At 38.5% G+C, this 19,595-nt stretch carries 18 protein-coding genes; 4 read left to right on the forward strand and 14 right to left on the reverse strand.

What is annotated here, in order from left to right:
• The first annotated feature begins 8 nt into the window (after positions 1-8).
• Genes CSC79_RS16065 through CSC79_RS16080 form a run of 4 tightly spaced genes read left to right on the forward strand, consistent with a single transcriptional unit; the run spans position 9 to position 3,277 of the window.
• Positions 9-1,466, forward strand: coding sequence for an AMP-binding protein (locus tag CSC79_RS16065; RefSeq protein ID WP_099296763.1), 1,458 nt, complete (start codon positions 9-11; stop codon positions 1,464-1,466).
• Positions 1,466-1,723, forward strand: coding sequence for a hypothetical protein (locus CSC79_RS16070; RefSeq protein ID WP_058559739.1), 258 nt, complete (start codon positions 1,466-1,468; stop codon positions 1,721-1,723). The genes CSC79_RS16065 and CSC79_RS16070 overlap by 1 nt, the downstream gene beginning before the upstream one ends.
• Positions 1,716-2,450: a hypothetical protein gene (locus tag CSC79_RS16075; protein ID WP_058559738.1), complete on the forward strand. Its 735-nt coding sequence runs from the start codon at positions 1,716-1,718 to the stop codon at positions 2,448-2,450. The genes CSC79_RS16070 and CSC79_RS16075 overlap by 8 nt, the downstream gene beginning before the upstream one ends.
• The gene (locus tag CSC79_RS16080; RefSeq protein WP_099296764.1) at positions 2,447-3,277 is read left to right on the forward strand and encodes an AAC(3) family N-acetyltransferase; all 831 of its coding nucleotides are present in this window, start codon (positions 2,447-2,449) and stop codon (positions 3,275-3,277) included. Before CSC79_RS16075 ends, CSC79_RS16080 begins: the two co-directional genes overlap by 4 nt.
• Here CSC79_RS16080 and CSC79_RS16085 read toward each other — a convergent pair.
• From CSC79_RS16085 to flgJ, 14 genes are all read right to left on the reverse strand, one after another.
• Positions 3,259-4,638: an NAD(P)-binding protein gene (locus CSC79_RS16085; RefSeq protein WP_099296765.1), complete on the reverse strand. Its 1,380-nt coding sequence runs from the start codon at positions 4,636-4,638 to the stop codon at positions 3,259-3,261. The genes CSC79_RS16080 and CSC79_RS16085 overlap by 19 nt on opposite strands.
• Positions 4,639-4,699: 61 nt before the next feature.
• Positions 4,700-5,356: a class I SAM-dependent methyltransferase gene (locus tag CSC79_RS16090; protein ID WP_099296766.1), complete on the reverse strand. Its 657-nt coding sequence runs from the start codon at positions 5,354-5,356 to the stop codon at positions 4,700-4,702.
• Position 5,357: 1 nt separating this feature from the next.
• A complete protein-coding gene (locus tag CSC79_RS16095; RefSeq protein WP_099296767.1) occupies positions 5,358-6,665 on the reverse strand; it encodes a DUF4910 domain-containing protein in 1,308 nt (435 codons plus the stop codon).
• Positions 6,665-8,749, reverse strand: a complete 2,085-nt coding sequence (locus CSC79_RS16100) for a 6-hydroxymethylpterin diphosphokinase MptE-like protein (protein ID WP_099296768.1) — start codon at positions 8,747-8,749, stop codon at positions 6,665-6,667. The genes CSC79_RS16095 and CSC79_RS16100 overlap by 1 nt, the downstream gene beginning before the upstream one ends.
• A gap of 9 nt (positions 8,750-8,758) precedes the next feature.
• Positions 8,759-9,058: a hypothetical protein gene (locus CSC79_RS16105; RefSeq protein ID WP_099296769.1), complete on the reverse strand. Its 300-nt coding sequence runs from the start codon at positions 9,056-9,058 to the stop codon at positions 8,759-8,761.
• Positions 9,048-9,476 carry a flagellar export chaperone FliS gene (fliS, locus tag CSC79_RS16110; protein WP_099296770.1) on the reverse strand — a complete coding sequence of 143 codons (429 nt, stop codon included), beginning with the start codon at positions 9,474-9,476 and terminating at the stop codon, positions 9,048-9,050. The genes CSC79_RS16105 and fliS overlap by 11 nt, the downstream gene beginning before the upstream one ends.
• Positions 9,477-9,502: 26 nt before the next feature.
• Positions 9,503-10,918 (reverse strand): flagellar filament capping protein FliD, encoded by a 1,416-nt coding sequence (gene fliD / locus CSC79_RS16115; protein WP_099296771.1) that lies wholly within the window; start codon positions 10,916-10,918, stop codon positions 9,503-9,505.
• Between the two features lie 31 nt (positions 10,919-10,949).
• Complete coding sequence (locus tag CSC79_RS16120) at positions 10,950-11,384, reverse strand: flagellar protein FlaG (RefSeq protein ID WP_099296772.1); 435 nt, start codon at positions 11,382-11,384, stop codon at positions 10,950-10,952.
• Positions 11,385-11,461: 77 nt separating this feature from the next.
• Positions 11,462-12,445 carry a flagellin gene (locus CSC79_RS16125; RefSeq protein WP_099296773.1) on the reverse strand — a complete coding sequence of 328 codons (984 nt, stop codon included), beginning with the start codon at positions 12,443-12,445 and terminating at the stop codon, positions 11,462-11,464.
• A gap of 164 nt (positions 12,446-12,609) precedes the next feature.
• A complete protein-coding gene (locus tag CSC79_RS16130) occupies positions 12,610-13,587 on the reverse strand; it encodes a flagellin (RefSeq protein WP_099296774.1) in 978 nt (325 codons plus the stop codon).
• A gap of 422 nt (positions 13,588-14,009) precedes the next feature.
• A complete protein-coding gene (locus tag CSC79_RS16140) occupies positions 14,010-14,993 on the reverse strand; it encodes a flagellin (protein WP_099296776.1) in 984 nt (327 codons plus the stop codon).
• A 345-nt stretch (positions 14,994-15,338) separates the two neighbouring features.
• Complete coding sequence (flgL, locus tag CSC79_RS16145; protein ID WP_099296777.1) at positions 15,339-16,571, reverse strand: flagellar hook-associated protein FlgL; 1,233 nt, start codon at positions 16,569-16,571, stop codon at positions 15,339-15,341.
• Positions 16,572-16,573: 2 nt separating this feature from the next.
• Positions 16,574-18,580, reverse strand: a complete 2,007-nt coding sequence (flgK, locus tag CSC79_RS16150) for a flagellar hook-associated protein FlgK (RefSeq protein ID WP_099296778.1) — start codon at positions 18,578-18,580, stop codon at positions 16,574-16,576.
• Between the two features lies 1 nt (position 18,581).
• Entirely contained in the window at positions 18,582-19,550 is a 969-nt protein-coding gene (flgJ, locus tag CSC79_RS16155) for a flagellar assembly peptidoglycan hydrolase FlgJ (protein WP_099296779.1), read from the reverse strand.
• Positions 19,551-19,595 lie beyond the last annotated feature (45 nt).

Consider the following 19,595-nt stretch of genomic DNA (forward strand, 5'->3'; position numbering starts at 1 on the left):
GATATAAAGTGAAGTTATCTGAAAAACTTAAAAACAGCATTGCAAGCCATTCAAAACTTCCTGCAATTTTGGTTGATAATCAATATATTACTTATGAACAGCTTGCAAGTTACGCTAATAATATTAACACGAGTGAAATAAGTGATGCTGAGCAAGTTGGAATTTTAAGTTACCGAGATGCTCACTATTATAGTACCGTACTTGCCTGCGCTTTGGATTCACGAACATTTATACCGCTTGGGGTAAAACTGCCAATAGCTAGATTGGCTTCAATCATAAAGCAAGGCAACTTAAAGTATGTTTTATACAGTAAAAAATATTTGTCGATTAGCCAAGCATTAATAAAAGCACTCCCAGATAGAGTATTTGTATGTTTGGACGATATAGTCAATAAAAGCATTGTATCAACCAAATCACTACAAGCTCGCAGCCTATCCAATATCGCTTATGTTTTATTTACTTCAGGTTCTACAGGCTCACCAAAAGGTGTGCCTATTAGCATTGCGAATCTTAAGTCTTACCTTGATACTATGTGTGAGTCTTTACCACTTAGCAATACTGATAAAGTTAGCCAAGTATTTGACCCAACGTTTGATCTAAGCATGCATGATATATTTGTTACTTGGCTGCAAGGTGCTTGTCTTTACGTAGTGCCTGAAACCGCTATATTTGCGCCAGGTAAATTCATTAAACAACACGGGCTTACAGTGTGGTTTAGTGTCCCTTCTACTGCATCAATTATGGCTAAACTAGGAATGCTTAAAAATGATGCCTATCCTAGCCTTCGTGTGAGTCAGTTTTGTGGTGAGCCCTTACCTAGAACACTCGCTCTGCAATGGCAAAAAGCAGCACCAAACAGCAAGGTTATTAATTTATACGGACCAACTGAGGCTACAATAGCATGCAGTAGATATGTATTTGATTGTAATGATGATAGTGATAGTAGCTATATTCCTCTGGGTAAAGCACTTAAAAACATGAGCTTTGATTTAGATGCACAAGGTGAGCTTTTGATTTCGGGGCCTCAAGTATTTTCTGGGTATTTAAATGACAATATTAAAACTCAGCAATGTTTAATTAAAACAAATAACATAACCCATTATCGAAGTGGTGATCTCGTAAAGCGTGATGCTCAAGGAGTATTTCACTATATTAGCCGTGTAGATGACCAAGTTAAAATCCAGGGATACCGCGTTGAGCTATCAGAAGTAAATACACTAGCACAAAATTTTTTATCAAACCCTTTGGTACAGGCTATCGCAACGCCAATACAACAACCTCAAAGTTTGACTTTATTTATTTGTAATCCAGCCGATAAAGAAAGTGAGCAAACACTGATTGATTACTTAAAGCAACAGCTGCCACTTTATATGGTGCCCAAAAAGATTATATGGATCGATTCCATGCCACTAAATAGTAATGGTAAAATTGATAAGAGCGCCCTACATACCATGACGGAGAAATAATGAGCTTAACAAATTCGATTGAACAAGCTATCAATAATAAATTAATAGAAAAGCATGGTGAGCAAATACTCGTATCATTGAATAAACAGGATAGTTTAATAAGTTCAGGTCTTTTAGATTCGCTTGATTTTATTAGTATGTTGATGGAAATAGAAAACAGCTTAAATCTTGATATTGATTTTGAAGAAGCAGACCCTGTGCAATTTACTTCTTATAGTGGCCTAATACAGCTGCTTAGTGAGTCAGCTAATGCCTAACAAAGTGAACTGGCAAGAAATATATAATACGGAATATGTAAATGCTCCTGAGTGTTGGAAAACATGCGGTGGTTACTGCTGTAAAAATTTTTACGGAGAGCATTTTAATATCCTAGACAAAAGCGGTGTATCTTTACCTCTTCTTGAAAATGAGTATGAGTACTATAAATCAATTGGTGGTATTAAAAACATTACTACACCAGCAAAAAAGCGCACATTTACGCTTTCAAACGGTAAAAGCTTCAGTATCTACTTGCTCTCTTGCCAGTGTGGTGGTTTATGTGAACCTCATGGACACAGACCCTTAGTTTGCAGAATATATCCCTATTTCCCTATAGTAGATGCGTTTGGTACTGTTATTGACTTTGAGTATTCCGCTTTAATGGATCTTTTTTACCGTGATCCTGATAATAACCATAAATGTACGCTGGTTAGAGAGCAAGCCATAAAGTTGAAACGTGAACTTACAGTTTCTATGAAACCACTATTACGTGATCCTGAAGTAGTTTTTATCTTTAGGTGTTTGAAGGAGCTTGTAGACCGCCTCAAAGAAAAAATGGGGGGCTTTATTGATACCTTAGATGAATCACAGAAAAAAAAGTTTATTGCTAAATATGAATGGATGATTCTGTCAGGCAAGCCGTGGAAAGATCCCGCTTTTTCAAAAAGAATTGACACTATCTACGACGAAGTGAAAGCAGCTTTCGGCAATGAGGACTTTTTGTGAGAAGTATCAGCCAAGAACAAATTATCGCAACATTACATTCAGTTGGTATCAACATGAATGATAGTGTGTTTATACACTCTTCATTATTTACACTTGGCGCTATAGAAAATCACTCAGTAAAAGAAGTGCCTGAGGCGTTTCTAAACAGCTTTAAAACTGCAATTGGTGATAACGGTAATATATTTATGCCAGCCTTTAATTATCAATTCCCACGCAGTCGCAAAGAAGATTTGCGCTCACAAGAATGTGTCTTAGGGTATTGGCCTGAGTGGTTTCGACAACAACCAAATGTAGTACGCTCAGGGCACCCTATGTTCTCAATCTGCGGTTTAGGGCCTGATGTGGAAAAAATCTGTTTACCCAAAAAACCTGAATATTATGCCTTTGCAGAAAACTCAACGTTTAGTAGGTTAATAGAACAAGATACAGTGCTTGTACTGCAAGGCATTGGCCTTAGAGTCGCCACGGTGATTGTTCAAATAGAAGCAATGTTAGGATTAAAATACCGGTTTAATAAACCTTTTACCGGTGTGACAACGCTCACAAATGGAGAAGAGGCTAACGGTACTTTTTACCACTTTTGCTTTCCTATAAATAATGCCTACAGGGAAGACTATTCCAAGTTAGAAGCTGCATTATTAAACTCAGGGATTATGAAACAAGCCCAACTTGGAAGATCATTTATCTATACAATAAAAATGAAAGCACTTTATCATTTTGTAAAAGACTTTGTTGCTGATAACCAATTTGCATTGCTCAACTCTACACCATCTGAACTATACCGTTTTGAAAATGGACAAGAAATCTCCTATTCTGTCGATAAATAATTTTTTATATCGTTATATGCGGCAACGAGTACATCAGCTTGTCGCCATTGTTTACCACCTGATCTGCCTGAAATAATTATATTATCGACACTGTTTTTTAATGTATCAAAATTAGCTTGATTAGTTTTTTCAAATTCTAAATTTGGCACCGGAAAAGTGCCATGTATGACCTGTTTAACATGGCTGATACATGTAGCACCTTCGCCGACAACGTGCATTTTCTTTAATGTAGTCACAATTTCATCCACGCCATACTGCTCCACCTCTTCTGGCCTGCATAAAATTTCTGCCGACAAATTCGCATGCTGACTTTTAGTGCTGAGATTAGGGTATAACGTCAACCTAAATATATCCGTTTGATGATCCCACACCCATAGATAATGCGATTTTTGATCAAGTAAAGGCAAGTCAAAATTCAAATGAAATACAATAGCAGTTCTCAGTTCTGGCTTGTTATAAACTAAAGGTAAGCCTAATGCTTTTAAGGCAATAAACGGAGGAGCACTCCAAAATAACAACTGACACTCAAGGATTTCTGCTTTATTAGTAAGCTTTACTCCCGTGATCTGCCGTCCATTAGTCTCTATCTTCTCTATTGATGAAGAAAGTACAACCTCAACTCCAGCGCTTTTAACTTTAGTTACTAAATACTCAACCCAAGACTCAATGCCTTTATTTTCTAATGGATAAAAGTAATTTGGAGTTTTTGAGTTGTCTTTGGTTTGTCTTTCATGAAAATGCGCTTGCGTTTGATATCCAATTTTAGCATCAAAAGTAGGAATATTTTTCAGTGCATTTGCAACATCGGGCTCAAAAGCAAGAATGCGAGTAAAGCCAAATAGTCCTGCTGCGACCGTTAATGTATTTAAATCTGTATGTTTACCATAGAGCTTATACAGAATTGGTTTAATAATATGCTGGGTAAACGTCTTGCCTAATGTTTCTTCGCAATAGGAGAGTATAAGCGGGCTACCACTAGCTGAGGTTGCTTGAATAAGCTCAGCGCAACCTTGATAATACACTTCACTCGCAAGTTTGTGGCTATCTGGAAACGGAGAGTTTAAATCCCACTCACCGGCAAAGTAATTACCTGATTGCAGTTTTTCTATTACATGCCAATAGCGCTCTCTACTTTCTAACTCACCAAATAATAAAGTATCAAGTTCGTTTATCCCAGTTTCGTTTGGTATGTGCGATCCCATATCATAATGCGCACCAGAATCATCTTTTACCGAACAAAATAGACCACCAACACGCTCACTTTGCTCAATAATCGTGACTTTCTTAAAAGACTGTTTGAGCAGTAATGCCGCCATTAAGCCACATATACCACCACCAACAACGATTGTTGAATCTTGCATAATATTTCTCCAAGAAACTACTAAGTAGTAGTTATAAGATAACTATCCATAATTACGTAATTTATGAAGCAGAAGGCTTATGTGCAAAAATCGTTCTTTGTGCAGAAGTGATCTGTTCATTATGATCATAAGAAACATCGTATGATTGCTGTGATATTACAAATTTACTGAATAACTCACTAACATCATTCTTAGAAACAAAAAAGAGACCATCAATATCAGGAAAGTAATTAGGTAAAAACTCTCTCGCAAACCCATCTTGCTGATATTTTGCAGTTATAAATGCAGGGTGCGTATCCGCATACATAGTAGAAAAGATACAACCGCCAGACTTTAACACTCGGTAAGATTCACGCAAAGCAACTAAAATATCAGGGCGAGGGACACAGTTTAACGCGCTTCTATCTATAACTAAATCGAACGAATTATCTTGCCAAGGTAACTGAGTAAAATGGCCATTAACAAGCTCAGCCTCAAGCTTTAACTTTGTTAGGCGTCCTTGGGCAAAGGACAAAGCAGCCGATGATATATCAATCCCAGCTACATCAATGCCCTCCTCTGCCATAAAAACAACATTATTCCCTGCGCCACACCCTAACTCTAATACGCTTAGGTTTGGTTTAGTGCGTTTTAATCGCATAACCAATGAAACTATCGCATCATAAGGGTATTCATTTAATTGCCTACCTTGCTGGTAAATGCTCTCCCAAGTTGCCACTTTACTTCATAACCAAAAGTGCTTGATGTTCTAATTTTTCGATGGCTGACGCCATGTCTGAAACATTGCATCCGTATTTATCAGCAATCTCAATTGAGTCATGCTCTCCATCACTATAATTTAGCAACATCTTAATATGATTAAGCTCATCAAGTTGACTAACGCGCTCTTTACTAAAGAAACTTAATGTTGGATATAAGCCTTTACTTCCTAAATTAGGCTCTCCGAATGGGAGTGTATTCTCAAAAGTTGCTGATTGCTCAAAAGCCAAAAATATCTTTTCTAATTTATCAATACTATCAAGCAGTGGCTTTATTCCCATAAACGCTTTTGTATCAAGGGATGTATGGTATTGATGGTAGCCTGAGTGAAAGCTACGGCTGACACAACATACTGGCAACTGGAAGCCTGGTGAATTGTATTGCCTCTCATCAGAGCCACTTAAAGGGCTGAACTCTATATTATTATGGTTAAAATCATGTTTATTCAAATGATAAAGTAATTTGTCCAACAATCCATCGTCATTGCGGCTATGTTTAAACACTAAGTTTTCAGGTGCTCCTCCCATACAGTTAATCACTAACCCTGAAACCAAGTTTTCCTTAAAGTGCTCTCCCATTAAATGTAACAGCCCTAAACTGCCTATTGTTTCTGGGTGTAATGCAAAACGATAAGAATAGCGGCGTTTAGGCCACTTCTTAATGCGGTGGTATAAGCCTAAAAGCACTAAAGGGCCACTTAATTCGTTGTTGGCCATTGATGGGTGGCATAAGTAGGAGCTTAACAATACTTCTTTGTTTGACTCACCACGTAATACTGATTGGGCTATATCTAACGTTCCGTCAACAAACCGACTGTTTATGACAGCCCTATAGGTGCCCTCTGTAAGCTGCTCACGTTTTTCATGAGCAATACAAAAACCCCAACGTTTTTTATAATAGCTTGTTACATATGGAATTGCGCTTGGCTGCTCGGGCAAACTATAAAGATGCTCTTGTAGTTCAGTTAAGCTCAACTCAACATCAACAGGCTCTGAGTAGTTAACTACTTCAATATTTAGCCTATGCATATCTGCAACTTTCTCGCCATTAGGCCCAATTAAATATGCATCTTCACAATGCCACTCCTGAGGCACAGTCCAATCAAATACTTTCTCGTTAGAATTAATAGACGAAATATTTAGAGGCATATACCGAGAAATAATATCATAGCTTTGTCGTAAACCAGGGCCTGTTATTGAACGAAGAATAGGAAAAAGTTCATCGAACAAATCACTAAAAAACACCTCAGACTCTTGATATTCTGACATTAACTTACCTTCCCTAAGTCACACTTTTCATCATAGTGGATTTTATAATCATCCATAATCTCTGTGATATAGCTTTTCCATAATTCGTTTAATTGATGGTATTGCTCTATACAAAATTCTTCGCTTTCATATTGGTATAACAACGTAATCATTGGGCAATGGTAATATAAGAGCGCCCCTTTGATGATATGAAACAGATGTTCTAGGCTGCTTCCTTTTAAAGAGTAAATATATCGGGCCTGCCTTTGAAGCTGTTTAGCACAGTCAATTCTAGTTGAGCTTGTTTCGTTTGCTATTGATAGGATGTGTTCACATATTTCGTCAAGTCTATCAATTGCAATAAATTTATCTTCTACGTCATCAATAGGTAATACTGTAAAATAACCATTCTTAATTTGGTCTATGGCTAATTCTTTATCTATGTCCTTTTCAATATCAATTAAGTCATCAGACGCAGTAGGAATGGCTCCTTGAAGCTTCGCACCATTACCTACGTTTATACATGTATTAATTTTATAATGACTTAGTAACTTTTCTAACTGTGTATGAGCGACAAGGAATAAATCGTTCGAAACCACATGGCCGCCTAAATTGCCCTCAATTAATCGTCCATTAAGCTCTAAGCTTTTATATCCTTCGGTATCGTCATCGTTACTTACCTTATAAATACTATCTTTACTGTGATGTGAGCCTAGTGGATCTTTGCCATTATCAATTCCAAAAAGGTAGATATTCCTAAATCCCATGTATAGAAAGAATGAAAGCGCGGCATTTGCTACTACCGGGTTACAATAAGGTATCTGGGGCAAACATTTTGATAGATTGATCTGAGACAAAACATCCATGAGGCAAGTGCCAGCTTCATTACCTTTCCCTGCAATACCAGCCCATTTATAGCGCTTGTTAGTATCTGGGTATAACGTATTAAGGCCCAACAAGTTTACTTTTTTGTATTCATCGGCGGGGAGAATATCGCCAAATATTTTATAATTTGAGTATGGGCGTTCTACCAAAACATGAAAATCACTTTGAATATTTTTTTTATACAGCGAGGCAATTGCCGTCCCTGCGGCTACAACTATCCCTTTTTGATGATTCTTTTTCAAAAAACCTTCAGCTTCGTCAAGAGAAGGTCCATTGCCAACTATAAATATAGGTGTATCAAAGTCAGTATCCTTCGTTGCCTCTGTGAGTAGTGCAGCTTTATTACGAATATGATGCATACTATGAGCAAGCCCTGTTATGGCATCATTATAAAACCCATGACCGAACTGAAACCTAAAGTAGTCCTGAGTCCATTGTTTGATCAAAGTATTCAACTCTGCGCCAGGAGTATGTTGGTAACAAAAGCTCCTAACTAAAGAAAAAGCACCTACACTTTCAGCTATTTTTTCCAAATCGTTGATAAATGATTTATGATCAACACCTAAGTGAAAAAATAAACATCCGCCACTAGAATCTACTTTAGCTATCACTTCAAACCAGTCAGTACAAAATAAACTAGCAAAAAATTGCTCAAAATCAGGTTCTATTAAAAAGGTATAATCAAATTCAGTTTGCTCTAAAAGCAGTGGAACATGATAGCCAAGACCAACACCGAAGATAACAGCTGAAGGGAAGGTTGCTGGCAAACGTCGAACAATGGGTTGCCCATCCTTTCTAACTTTTTTCATAAATCGTGCAAGCCTAGTCATATATTTTATATGAATACGCCCGTCAGTATCATCTTCAGGATACCCCGTATAATCAGTTAAACTAAATACTGGGTTGGCTATTTGTTGGTTAATCTGTTGCTCTGTTTGGCTAATTGGATCTTGGGAATAAAGGAGCCCTTCTTGACCCCGTGGTATAAAATTCCCATGTCCTGTTTCTGTTACATGTAAACAAAAGTCACTTTTGGTTTCGTAACTTTCTATAGCGGAAGCAATATTGGGGTAATACTCACGAAAACATGCTAGATTTCTTTCAAAGCGCTCATTCGCTTCATGTGCAAAGACAGCTTCTCTTTCTTGGTGCTTTAGAGTGCTTTCAAGCTTTTCTGACATTTTATCCAGTTCATTGGTAATGTCTATTCTATCTGTCATATAGCCTGCCTACTTGATGCCTTTATAAATATTTATTTTTTTTTGTGTACGCATATGAACACCAAGTTCTTTTGCCGTATCTGCTTTTTTTATATTGATCTCTAACATGGCTTTATCAAGCTGTCGTAAAAAATCGGCTAAGAAAACCTTATCTTCTTCAGATAACTCAGAAGGTTTAGTAAACACTTCTCGTATAGTGCTATCAATAGAAATGATAGTTGATTGAGCTGAATCAAAATCCTCGTTAGCAGCACACTCTTTTACCTTCGATAGATTGTGAGATAATTGGGACAATAACTTAGCCGACATTGGCGTCTATACCGTTATCGCTAAGCGTTTTTTCGCGGATATCATGAGGTATAGCATCCCACGCAGACTTTATTTCTTTAAGTAGGTTAGAAACTTCATCAACTATTGCCGGGTCATTTTTAATCGTTGCGTCAACTAAGCGGTCAATCATGTAAGAATACAGTGCATATAAGTTTTCAGTGACTTCGCCACCCACTTCAAAATCTAAACACCCTCTCAAAGCTTCAATAATCGAGGTTGCTTTAGATAAGTGTTCGGCCTTTGCTTCCATGTGTTTTTTTTCAATCGCAACTTTTGACATTACCATTTTTTCAATCGCACCAGCCATTAGCATCTGAATTATTTCATAACGATCAGCACCAGCGACTCGAGTTTTGAGTGCTTCTTTTTGATAATTTTTTACTTTGGCGTTATACATATTAAACCCTTTTAATCAAAATCTATTTATGAATTATTTCGTGTAAATCCAGGCAAGCTTGACAACTGAGCACTCAAGTAAGTTTGTGTCGATTGCATTTGTGCTAAAAGAACATCCAATCCAGAATATTGCTTTCTTAGACGCCCCTCTAGTTCACCCATTCTAAACTCATGATTTATAACATCATCTTCTAGGTCTTCTATTTGAGTATTCAGGTTGTTCTCACGCTGCTTCATGATGCCATCAGAATCGACATAATTCCCTAGTAGCTTTTCAAATTGCTTTGCAAGCCCGTCCTCACCAGCAAATGCCTTGCCAATATCGTCAAAGTTCTCATCCATCGCAGTATTGAGACTCCGCACTAGAGATGACTTTTCAAGGTACCCATCTTTTTTAACACCAATACCAATATCATATATGCTCTCAAAAGGACCTGCGTCAGTTAAATTGGTAGAAAGAGTATTCACCAACTGTGCGCTAAGTGAACGAATTGTAGCATCGCTATTAAGGGGCTTACCAACCCTTGACTGAAACCCTAGTTGCCCAATCACATTATTATAATTAGCAATAAATTCATCAATAAGCTTAGTTGCACTTTCTCTATCATATTCAACTGAAAGCTTAGCTGTTTCACCATCTACACTTTGACGCTTTGCAGTTATAGTCATGTCTTGCACTGCATCTTTAAATGTATTTGTATCATTAGTTATTTCGATGCCATCAACTTTTATAACAGCACTTTTTGCTTCACTTCCTGCAGCTATACCGATTCCTCCAGCACCACCTGCATTCGCTTCTGTTGAAACGTTATCAAGCTCTGCATTATCATTGGTAATAACTAGGTCATTACCTGTTCCACTTACAGAAGATGTAAGAACCAACTTTGACTCTGTGCCAGTATTAACGATATTTGCAGTTATGCCAAAGTTGTCATCGGAATCATTAATCGCATCACGTAAATCAGCCAGAGTTGCACCGGCGTCAACTGTTAAATCAAAGCTTTTATCGGGGCCGGCTGAAAAGGAAAGAGTGCCGCCTGATGCACTCACAACATCATCTGTAGATGTAAAGATGGGAGGTACAGCATCATTAGAAACAGCCCGACTTCCCTGAGCCAACTCAACAACTTCTACCTTAAAATCACCTGGTGTAATATTTGAAGTAGGTGTTACCGAAATAAGATCACCATCATCGCTTGTTGGTTGGGTAATGTTAGCGATTCTTTTATTGAAGTTATCAGGATCCGCAAGTTTTTCAATCGTATCTTGTAATTTAGAAAGCGCGCCTTTGATTTCACCAACAGCTGAAAGCTCAACTTTTAGAGACTCTTCTTTTTTTACAAAAGCATTCATTTTTGGAACATCTTCAGCATCAACTGATGCCTGAATGATGCTTTCGAGGTCTAATCCGGATCCAATACCTGCGGATGTTATAAGTGGCATAATTGTCTCCTACTTAGATGTACCAAAAATGTTATGCAGTTTGATTTAATATCAAACCCTTGTTAGTTAATTTATCGGCAAACTCTTCTAAAGCTTTAGCCACTTCACGAAACTCTTCTGTTGGTATCTCGCGTATGACCTCTTCGCTTTTTTTATCAAAAACTTTGATAATTGGTGGATCACCATCCTCATCGAATTCAAACTTTAAATTTGTAGAAGCAACAGGAATATATTTATTTAACTTCTCTAAATTTTCTTTTACTTCATCGATGAGCGCTTTTCTTTCACCTTCAGAATCAAGCTTTTGACTATCATCAATAAATACAGGCTCTCTGTTAGCAAGTTTAGGGCCAGCTTCACTAGCATTTGCTTTACTTGTAGCTTCTTTCTCCGCATTTTGATTTAACAGAGTTGAGTTTGACGGTTTACTCTCACTAGATTTAATAATTGCACTTACATCAGCCATAGCTGCTCTCCTTCAAATTACAAACAAAGTATAAGCCATTATTAAACTAAAAGCTCAATAATGACCTATTTAACTAGCTATCCTAATAGCGACAATGCTACCTGAGGGCGCTGGTTTGCTTGACTTAAAATCGATTGACTTGCTTGTTGAAGTATCTGTGACTTTGTAAGGCTTGCTGTTTCAGCAGCGAAATCAGTATCTTTAATACGTGATTTTGCAGCACTTAAGTTTTCTGAGATATTCGATTGGTTACGAATAGTTGATTGAAAACGATTTTGTACCGCACCTAACTCAGCTCGCTTTTTATCAACCACTGCAATCATTGCATCCATCCCCGCCATTACAGCTTGAGCATTCGCTTGAGATGAAACACTTACACCTTCTGCAGTGAAAACAGCTGCAAAAGTTTTATTCGTTGCTGCTTCGCCCAATGTTGCACTGATAGTAGCTGTAGTTGCACTTAGGCTTCCACCGGAAACAGCGCTAGCAACACCTGCAATGCCTGACATGGTAAAACCATTATTAGCGACTAAGCTGTTGTTACCTTGGGTTGCTGTTGTGGCAGTATTACCCACAGTTTCCATACTAAAACCAATAGTTTGAACTGCATCAGCGCCAACCTGGAATTTTGCATCATAAGTACCATCAAGTAAGTTCTGACCACCAAAGGTTGTATCTTCAGCAACACGGTTAACCTCTGAAGACAATGAACGTATTTCATCTTGGATTGCTAAGCGGTCTTCATCGGTATTTGAACCATTTGAAGCTTGCTGTGCTAAGGTACGCATACGTTGAAACATTGATGTAACTTCATCAAGTGCACCCTCAGCTGTTTGTGCTAATGAAATGCCATCATTCGCATTACGGTTACCCTGATCTAAACCACTGATTTGGCTTGTTAACCGGTTAGATATTTGCATACCTGCAGCATCATCTTTCGCACTATTAATACGAAAGCCTGAAGATAGGCGTTGAAAAGATGTATCGAGCTGGTTGCCAGATTTCATTAACTGACGTTGTGCGTTCAATGAACTCACATTAGTATTTACATATAAAGCCATGATAGCCTCCGCTTTATCATTTAAATAAAATAATAACGGGATACCCCTACCCTGTTACTATTCCAAACTTAGAGCCCTTATTTATAGTTCTCTAATTCTGTTATCGTCAGATAAAATGAAAGCTTTAGCTTTATTTGTAAATAATTTTAACTTAATTTTAAACTTTAGCCTTGAAGTAAGCTCAACGCTGCTTGAGGTCTCTGATTTGCTTGACCTAAAATAGTTTGGCTTGCTTGTTGTAAAATTTGGTTTTTAGTTAAATTTGCGGTTTCCATTGCAAAATCCGCGTCTTTAATTCGTGACTTTGCAGAAGCCAAGTTTTCAGAAATGTTCGCCTGATTTCGTATTGTTGACTGAAAACGGTTTTGGACCGCACCTAGCTCGGCACGCTTTTTATCTACCACTGCAATTAATGCATCCATTCCAGCAAACACTGCTTGAGCATTCGCCTGTGATGAAACACTAATTTCTTCTGCTGTAAATACATCAGCAAAAGCAATTGTAGAAGCAGCTGCACCTCCAAGAGAACTTATTCCAGCAGCTAATACATCGTAGCCATTACCACTTACTGTGCTTGCGATACCCGCAATACCCGAAAGAGTAAAACCATCATTGGTCTCAATCGAATTTGGAACTCCAGCACTGTCGGTACCTACAGACTGCATACTAAAACCAATTGTTTGCACAGCATCAGCACCCACTTGAAAACTTGCCGAATAGCTTCCATCTAACAAGTTTTGACCACCAAATGTAGTATCCGCTGCAATTCGATTTACTTCATCTGAAAGCTGACGTATCTCTTCTTGAATCGCAAGTCTATCTTCATCAGTATTAGAACCATTCGATGCTTGTTGAGATAATGTTCTTATTCGTTGGAAGGAGCTAGTGATCTCCTCCAATGCACCTTCAGCTGTCTGAGCAAGTGAAATACCATCATTTGCATTACGGTTACCCTGATTCAACCCTAAAATTTGAGATTGTAAGCGATCGGAGATTTGTAAACCTGCAGCATCATCAGCAGCACTATTAATACGGAGACCTGATGACAATCTCTTAAATGAAGTATCAAGATCATTACCCGTTCTTTCTAGCTGTCTCTGTGCATTTAATGCACTTACATTCGTATTTACAAATAAAGCCATAATAAACTCTCTTCTTATCTGTCAAAGTTAAGTCACCTTTATTTAGGTGATTTTTGACAAAGTGACTCGTCACAGAGGCAAACCTTAATGTTGCCGAGGCAAAAAACTGCCACTTTGCAGGTTAGTTAATAAACTTAATCATGTAACAGCAAGGTTCAGGCCAATATTTTCTGAAAAGAGAAAAGGCCCCTAAAAGGAGCCTTTGAAAGATAAGTTTGAGAGTGGGTTAACAAAACAAGAAATATGGCATAATTCATGCTTTGTATTTTATGTTCTACAAATGTTAGAACGATTCGAATGGATTTTTGGCGCCTCCGCTTTACAATCCTTCTATAGCGCCTTTGTTAATACCCCATTAGACAAAGGCGCTTTTTATTTTAAGTCAATAAATTGACTTTTCTTTACTCATTAAAAGCTAATTATTAACCTAGAAGACTTAGTGCAGCCTGTGGACGCTGATTAGCCTGACTAAGGATTGTTTGGCTTGCCTGCTGTAGAATCTGCATCTTAGTTAAGTTAGCCGTTTCTTGAGCAAAGTCAGTATCTTTAATACGTGATTTAGCAGCACTTAAGTTTTCAGAGATATTCGATTGGTTACGAATTGTTGACTGGAAACGGTTTTGTACAGCACCCAGTTCAGCACGTTTCTTATCAACAACTGCAATTAATGAGTCCATACCCGCCATTACCGCTTGAGCATTAGCTTGTGAGGATACGCTTATCCCTTCAGCAGTAAAAACAGCTGCGAAAGTTTTATTCGTTGCGGCTTCACCAAGTGTTGCACTGATAGTAGCTGTAGTTGCACTTAGGCTTCCACCTGAAACAGCACTAGCCACACCTGCAATACCTGACATGGTAAAGCCATTATTAGCGACTAAGCTGTTATTACCTTGGGTTGCTGTTGTAGCAGTATTACCCACGGTCTCCATGCTAAAACCAATAGTTTGAACCGCATCAGCGCCAACCTGGAATTTCGCATCATATGTACCATCAAGTAAGTTCTGACCACCAAAGGTTGTATCTTCAGCAACACGATTAACTTCAGCTGAAAGGGAGCGTATCTCATCCTGAATCGCTAAACGATCCTCATCGGTATTTGAACCATTTGCAGCTTGTTGTGACAATGTACGCATACGTTGGAACATTGATGTTACTTCATCAAGCGCGCCTTCAGCTGTTTGTGCTAATGAAATACCATCATTTGCGTTACGGTTACCTTGGTTTAAACCGTTAATTTGTGATGTTAAACGGTCTGAGATTTGTAGACCAGCGGCATCATCAGCAGCACTGTTAATACGAAAACCTGACGATAAACGTTGGAATGAAGTATCTAGTGCATTACCAGAGTTATTTAATTGTCTTTGTGCGTTTAACGCGCTAACATTTGTGTTTACATATAAAGCCATGATGTCTCTCCCGAAGTAAACTTATCATTTACTCTCAAACTTACTTAAATTAAGCAGCGGTTGTTGTTTACAACGCTTTGCTTGGTTAATTAAGTTATCGGTCTACTCGAAAAATCCTTTAGCTTTTTTTTTATTTTTTTTAATAAAACACATAACCAACTGAATATAAAGCGCTTTATTTTGTTAACTTAGTCATTTATCCTAAGCCATAAATCCAAACCTAGTAAAATTACTAAATAGAAAATTAATCTGCCTTAGCATTAAAATATTAGTAATCAATAGGGTATGAATTTAAATGGTAGGAAAAAACAGAGTAAGGCAAGCTTTTGCCTTACTCTAGGGAAATTATAGATAATCAAATAAAGAAAGGTTAGCAAGTCGGCCAAAGGTTGCCTGTGATGCTTGCAAAGATGTTTCCTGCTTTGTCAGTTCCGTTATCGCTTCAGCCATATCCAACTCAACTAAATCAGCACGAGATGCTTTATTATTAACATCAAGGTCGCTATTCGATTGTGTTATTTTCTCAGCTGTATTTAATCGCCCACCTAAACCGGCTTGTGTCAAAGAGACCTTATTCTTACCATTATCTAATTGCGTCATGGCATCAGCTAATACTTGTTCATAGTCTTGCTGACTGAGTGTAGGATCTGTTAAACCTGCAATGAGGTCTGTTAGGGTATTTAATACATTCTCTTTTTGCGGTGCTTCAAGGGTAAAATCGACTTGCCCTGTAGCAGTGGGACTTATGTCAATTTCCATCCCTGCAAACTTAATTTGAGAACCTTCAAAATTACCGGTTTCAATTACAGTGCCTCCTTGCTCGACTTGATAGGTATTTGGTGTACCAGCAGTCGTTATAACATTAAAAGTATTAGCACCTGCTGCCGCACTTGGGTCTGCGTTGTAATTAGCTTTGTGAAATGAATCAAATACTCCCTGTTCACTCACATATACCTTTGCACTTGTTATACCACCTGAAACTACACCATCATTTGATGCAACATTTAATCGTGCGTCAACATTTTCAAACACATCAAAACCGTTATCGCTGGATTTAATATCAACCCCTGCGGCAACCTTAATTTTATGCTGACCTTGGTCACCACCATATTCATACTTTCCGTTTGATGTATTAAATGAATATGTCTGTGTATTGTCTTGATAACCGGAAAAAATATATTTTCCATCTTCCGTTTTTGCATTCATCAAATCCAACACGCCACTTTGTATTGCTTTTATCTCCTCTGCAATACCTTCGCGGTCTATATCCGAATACGCACCATTACCCGCTTGAATTGTTAGCGTGTGAGCCTTTTCCAAGGAGCCTTTTATATTATCAAGCACACTTTCTTGCGTAGTAAGTCGGCTGGTTAACATAGTAATATTTTTACCGTATTGCTCATTCGCTTGAATACGGTCAGTGTAGAGTAATGCTCTTGCAGTAGCAGCCGGGTCATCAGAAGCTGACAGCACACGTTTTTGTGTATTTACTTGCTGCTGTGCTTTGTTTACATTTTGTTGGTTGTCCAAAATATTGTTTATACTATTTTGGAACATTAGATTATTAGATAAACGCATACTTACCTCGCAGCACTAAGTAGTGTGTCAAAAATTGTTCGGGCCGTTGATAATACTTGCGCTGATGCGGCGTAAGATTGTTGAAAACGTAATAGGTTCGCGGCTTCTTCATCTAGGTTTACACCCGATAACGATTCGTACCACGCTTCAGATTGCTGGGCTAACGCATCAAACGCAGCGCCATTTGTTATTGCTTGATTAGTCACAACGCCGATATCTGTTACTAAACCTGCATACGCTTCATTAAACGTTTTTAAGTTATCAGCAGTTGCTGAAGTGACAACATTTTGACGAACTAATTCGTCCCCCTGTAATCCAGCGAGCTTTAGTCCGTTACGGTTATCATCAAAGCCACCTTCGTTAAATTCTAATGTAAAGGTATCCCCTACCGCAGGCACACCGTCAATATTAAAATCGAAACCATACGAATCATAGGGCGCACCGGCTTGCGCCAGCATATTTTCTGCCGGCGGCGTAATTGTAAACGTAGTAGAACCATTGCCATCAGTTACTGTATATTCATTCGCATTTGCAGTTTTAACCAAGCTAATATCACCATTTGCAAGTGCCGGCGGTGTCGCCGTAAAGCCACCTGATGTAACACTAGTGACTGTACCTGGTGATATGTTGGCACTGCCTGTGTTGTTGATATCATCTGCAGTTCTGACTGGTGAGGCAAGTGCCAGTGCATTTGGTCTATCTGTGGCAAGCTCTAATGTTGATGCCGCTTGTGAGTTAAGCTTCAGTTGAAATTGATCCCCCACATTCGCCGCGCCACCTGCGACCTCTATTTGTAAACCATAAAGTTCAATACCGGGATTGGTTGTGGAATCAATAACACCACCAACAATATTCGCTGTAGATGGACTACCTAGAGCCTCACCTTTATTATCTATCGCTTGTATTTCAACCGTGTTCGCAGCAGTGTAAGTAATAATAAAGTCACTTGCTGGTAATTCACTCCCTTTGCCAGGTTCAACAGTACCTGTCATGGTTGATGTAGATGTATTAGCTTGGTATGCAAAGGCATCAACTTTAGGCACGGTAAAAATGTCTCCGCCAAGTTCACCATCGCCATCCATTCCTAATTTATTTTGTTCATTAAATGCATCTGCAATCGCCAGCCCCATTTGACCCAGTTGGTTTTGTGCAGGTACGAGTATGTCATCACGAAAGGCCAACAAACCACCAATTTGTCCTTTAATCGCGTCCGCATCAATTTCAAGCGGCACAGCTTTGCCACCATTCACATCAAGCCGCAGCTCTTTAAAGTCAGGATCAGGGTCTCCCGTCATAGAAAACAGGTTAAATGTACCCTCTTGCATAACAAGTGATTCGCCTGTGCCCATAAATAAAAGCTTTTCACCATTTTGGCCATCAAGCGTTTCAATATCTACCAGCTCCGACAACTCACGAATAGCTAAGTCGCGTTGATTGTAAAGTGTGCTAGAACTACTTTCACTGCGTGTACCGTGTACTGCTGCAATTTGCTTATTCAATGCGCTTACATTTTGGATCAATGTATTCGCTTCATCTGAGAATATTTCAAGCTGTTCATTAACAACATTTTTTTGGTCAAAAACAATACCTGACAAGCGGTCCATCTGCTCGATAAGGTTTTCAGCATCCGTCATCACCAATGACCGGGCCACGCTAGAGGAAGGCTGATTAAGGCTTTCTTGTACATTATTAAAAAGCGAGTTAATACTTGTAGAGAGGCTGTTAGACTCTTCAGAAAATAATGTATCTACACGACTTGCCTCAGTGACAAATTGGTCGAAGAACGCTTTGTTTGATGTATCACGGTTAAGTTGTTTTTGGGCAAACTCATTTAAAAGTCTAAATGTTTCACCACGGCCAACTTGATTGTCGACCATAGTCATATGCTCTGTACTTTCTCTTACATAGCCTTTGGTATTTACATTAGCAATGTTTTTACTGGTCGTTTGTAGCAATTCAGAATTTGCTCGAACACCTGAATTAGCAATGTTTAATAAATTAAACGACATGTTAGTTTACTCCTTGGCGAACCAATGTAGCTGCCAGTGATTTAAGATCAGATCTGTTGAGAACCTGCTTAATTTTATCAGCGTAATTGGGGTCAGTTGCATAGCCTGCTTTTTGTAAGGAATCTAAAAAGGCAGCAGGTTTTGCTGTATTGTCGAGTGCTTCTTGATAGCGTGGATTTTCATTTAAAAAATCGACAAAATCATTCACACTGTCTTTAATTGAGTCGTAAGCCCTAAAGCTTGCTTGTTTTTTTACTGGCATACCTTGTTCAAATTCAAGCGTGACTTTGCTAGCTTTGGCACCATCCCAGCTGCGATCTGACTTAATATTGAACAGATTGTTACTGCTACTGCCATCCGCTTTGTTAATAATATGCTTACCCCAACCAGTCTCAAGTGCAGCCTGCGCAACCATTACGGCAGGATTTAATCCTATTTTTTCAGCTGCTGATTTTGCATGCTCCCACACGGTGCTAATAAATGACTCTGCATCATCAAACGCCCCTTCGTTTTTATCAGATGCATTCGTTGCGATATCATTTTTGTTTGTCAGTGAATCATTCGACACACCTGATGCACGTTTATCGCTGGTAAAATTATCAACCGAGCGAAGTACCGAGCCTGGGGTGAACTTTTTCCCATCAGGAGAAAGCTGCTGAACTATTAAATCAGCAAGACCTAAAGAACCATTTGAAGACAACTCCACTGAGAGTTGTTGATCATGCATCTCTTCAAAAAACTTTACGCCGCTTGAATTAAATGGGCTGTTTTTATCCTCAAACGCATCATTAGCTTTACGCATACTTTTAAGCAGCATCTGCGTAAAAATAGATTCAAACTGTGCAGCGGCTTGTTTTAGCGCATCTTTGGAAGTGTCACTAGAGGCATCACTTTTTAAGGCACTTTGACGTAATGAGTCTAAGTTCCCTAAATCAAAAAAGTTTTGCTTATCGAGGTGATTAGTATCCATCAGCTTTTTGACACAATAATTAATAATGATATTAATAATGCAATA

Source organism: Pseudoalteromonas sp. 3D05 (genome assembly GCF_002723455.1).
Lineage (GTDB): Bacteria > Pseudomonadota > Gammaproteobacteria > Enterobacterales > Alteromonadaceae > Pseudoalteromonas.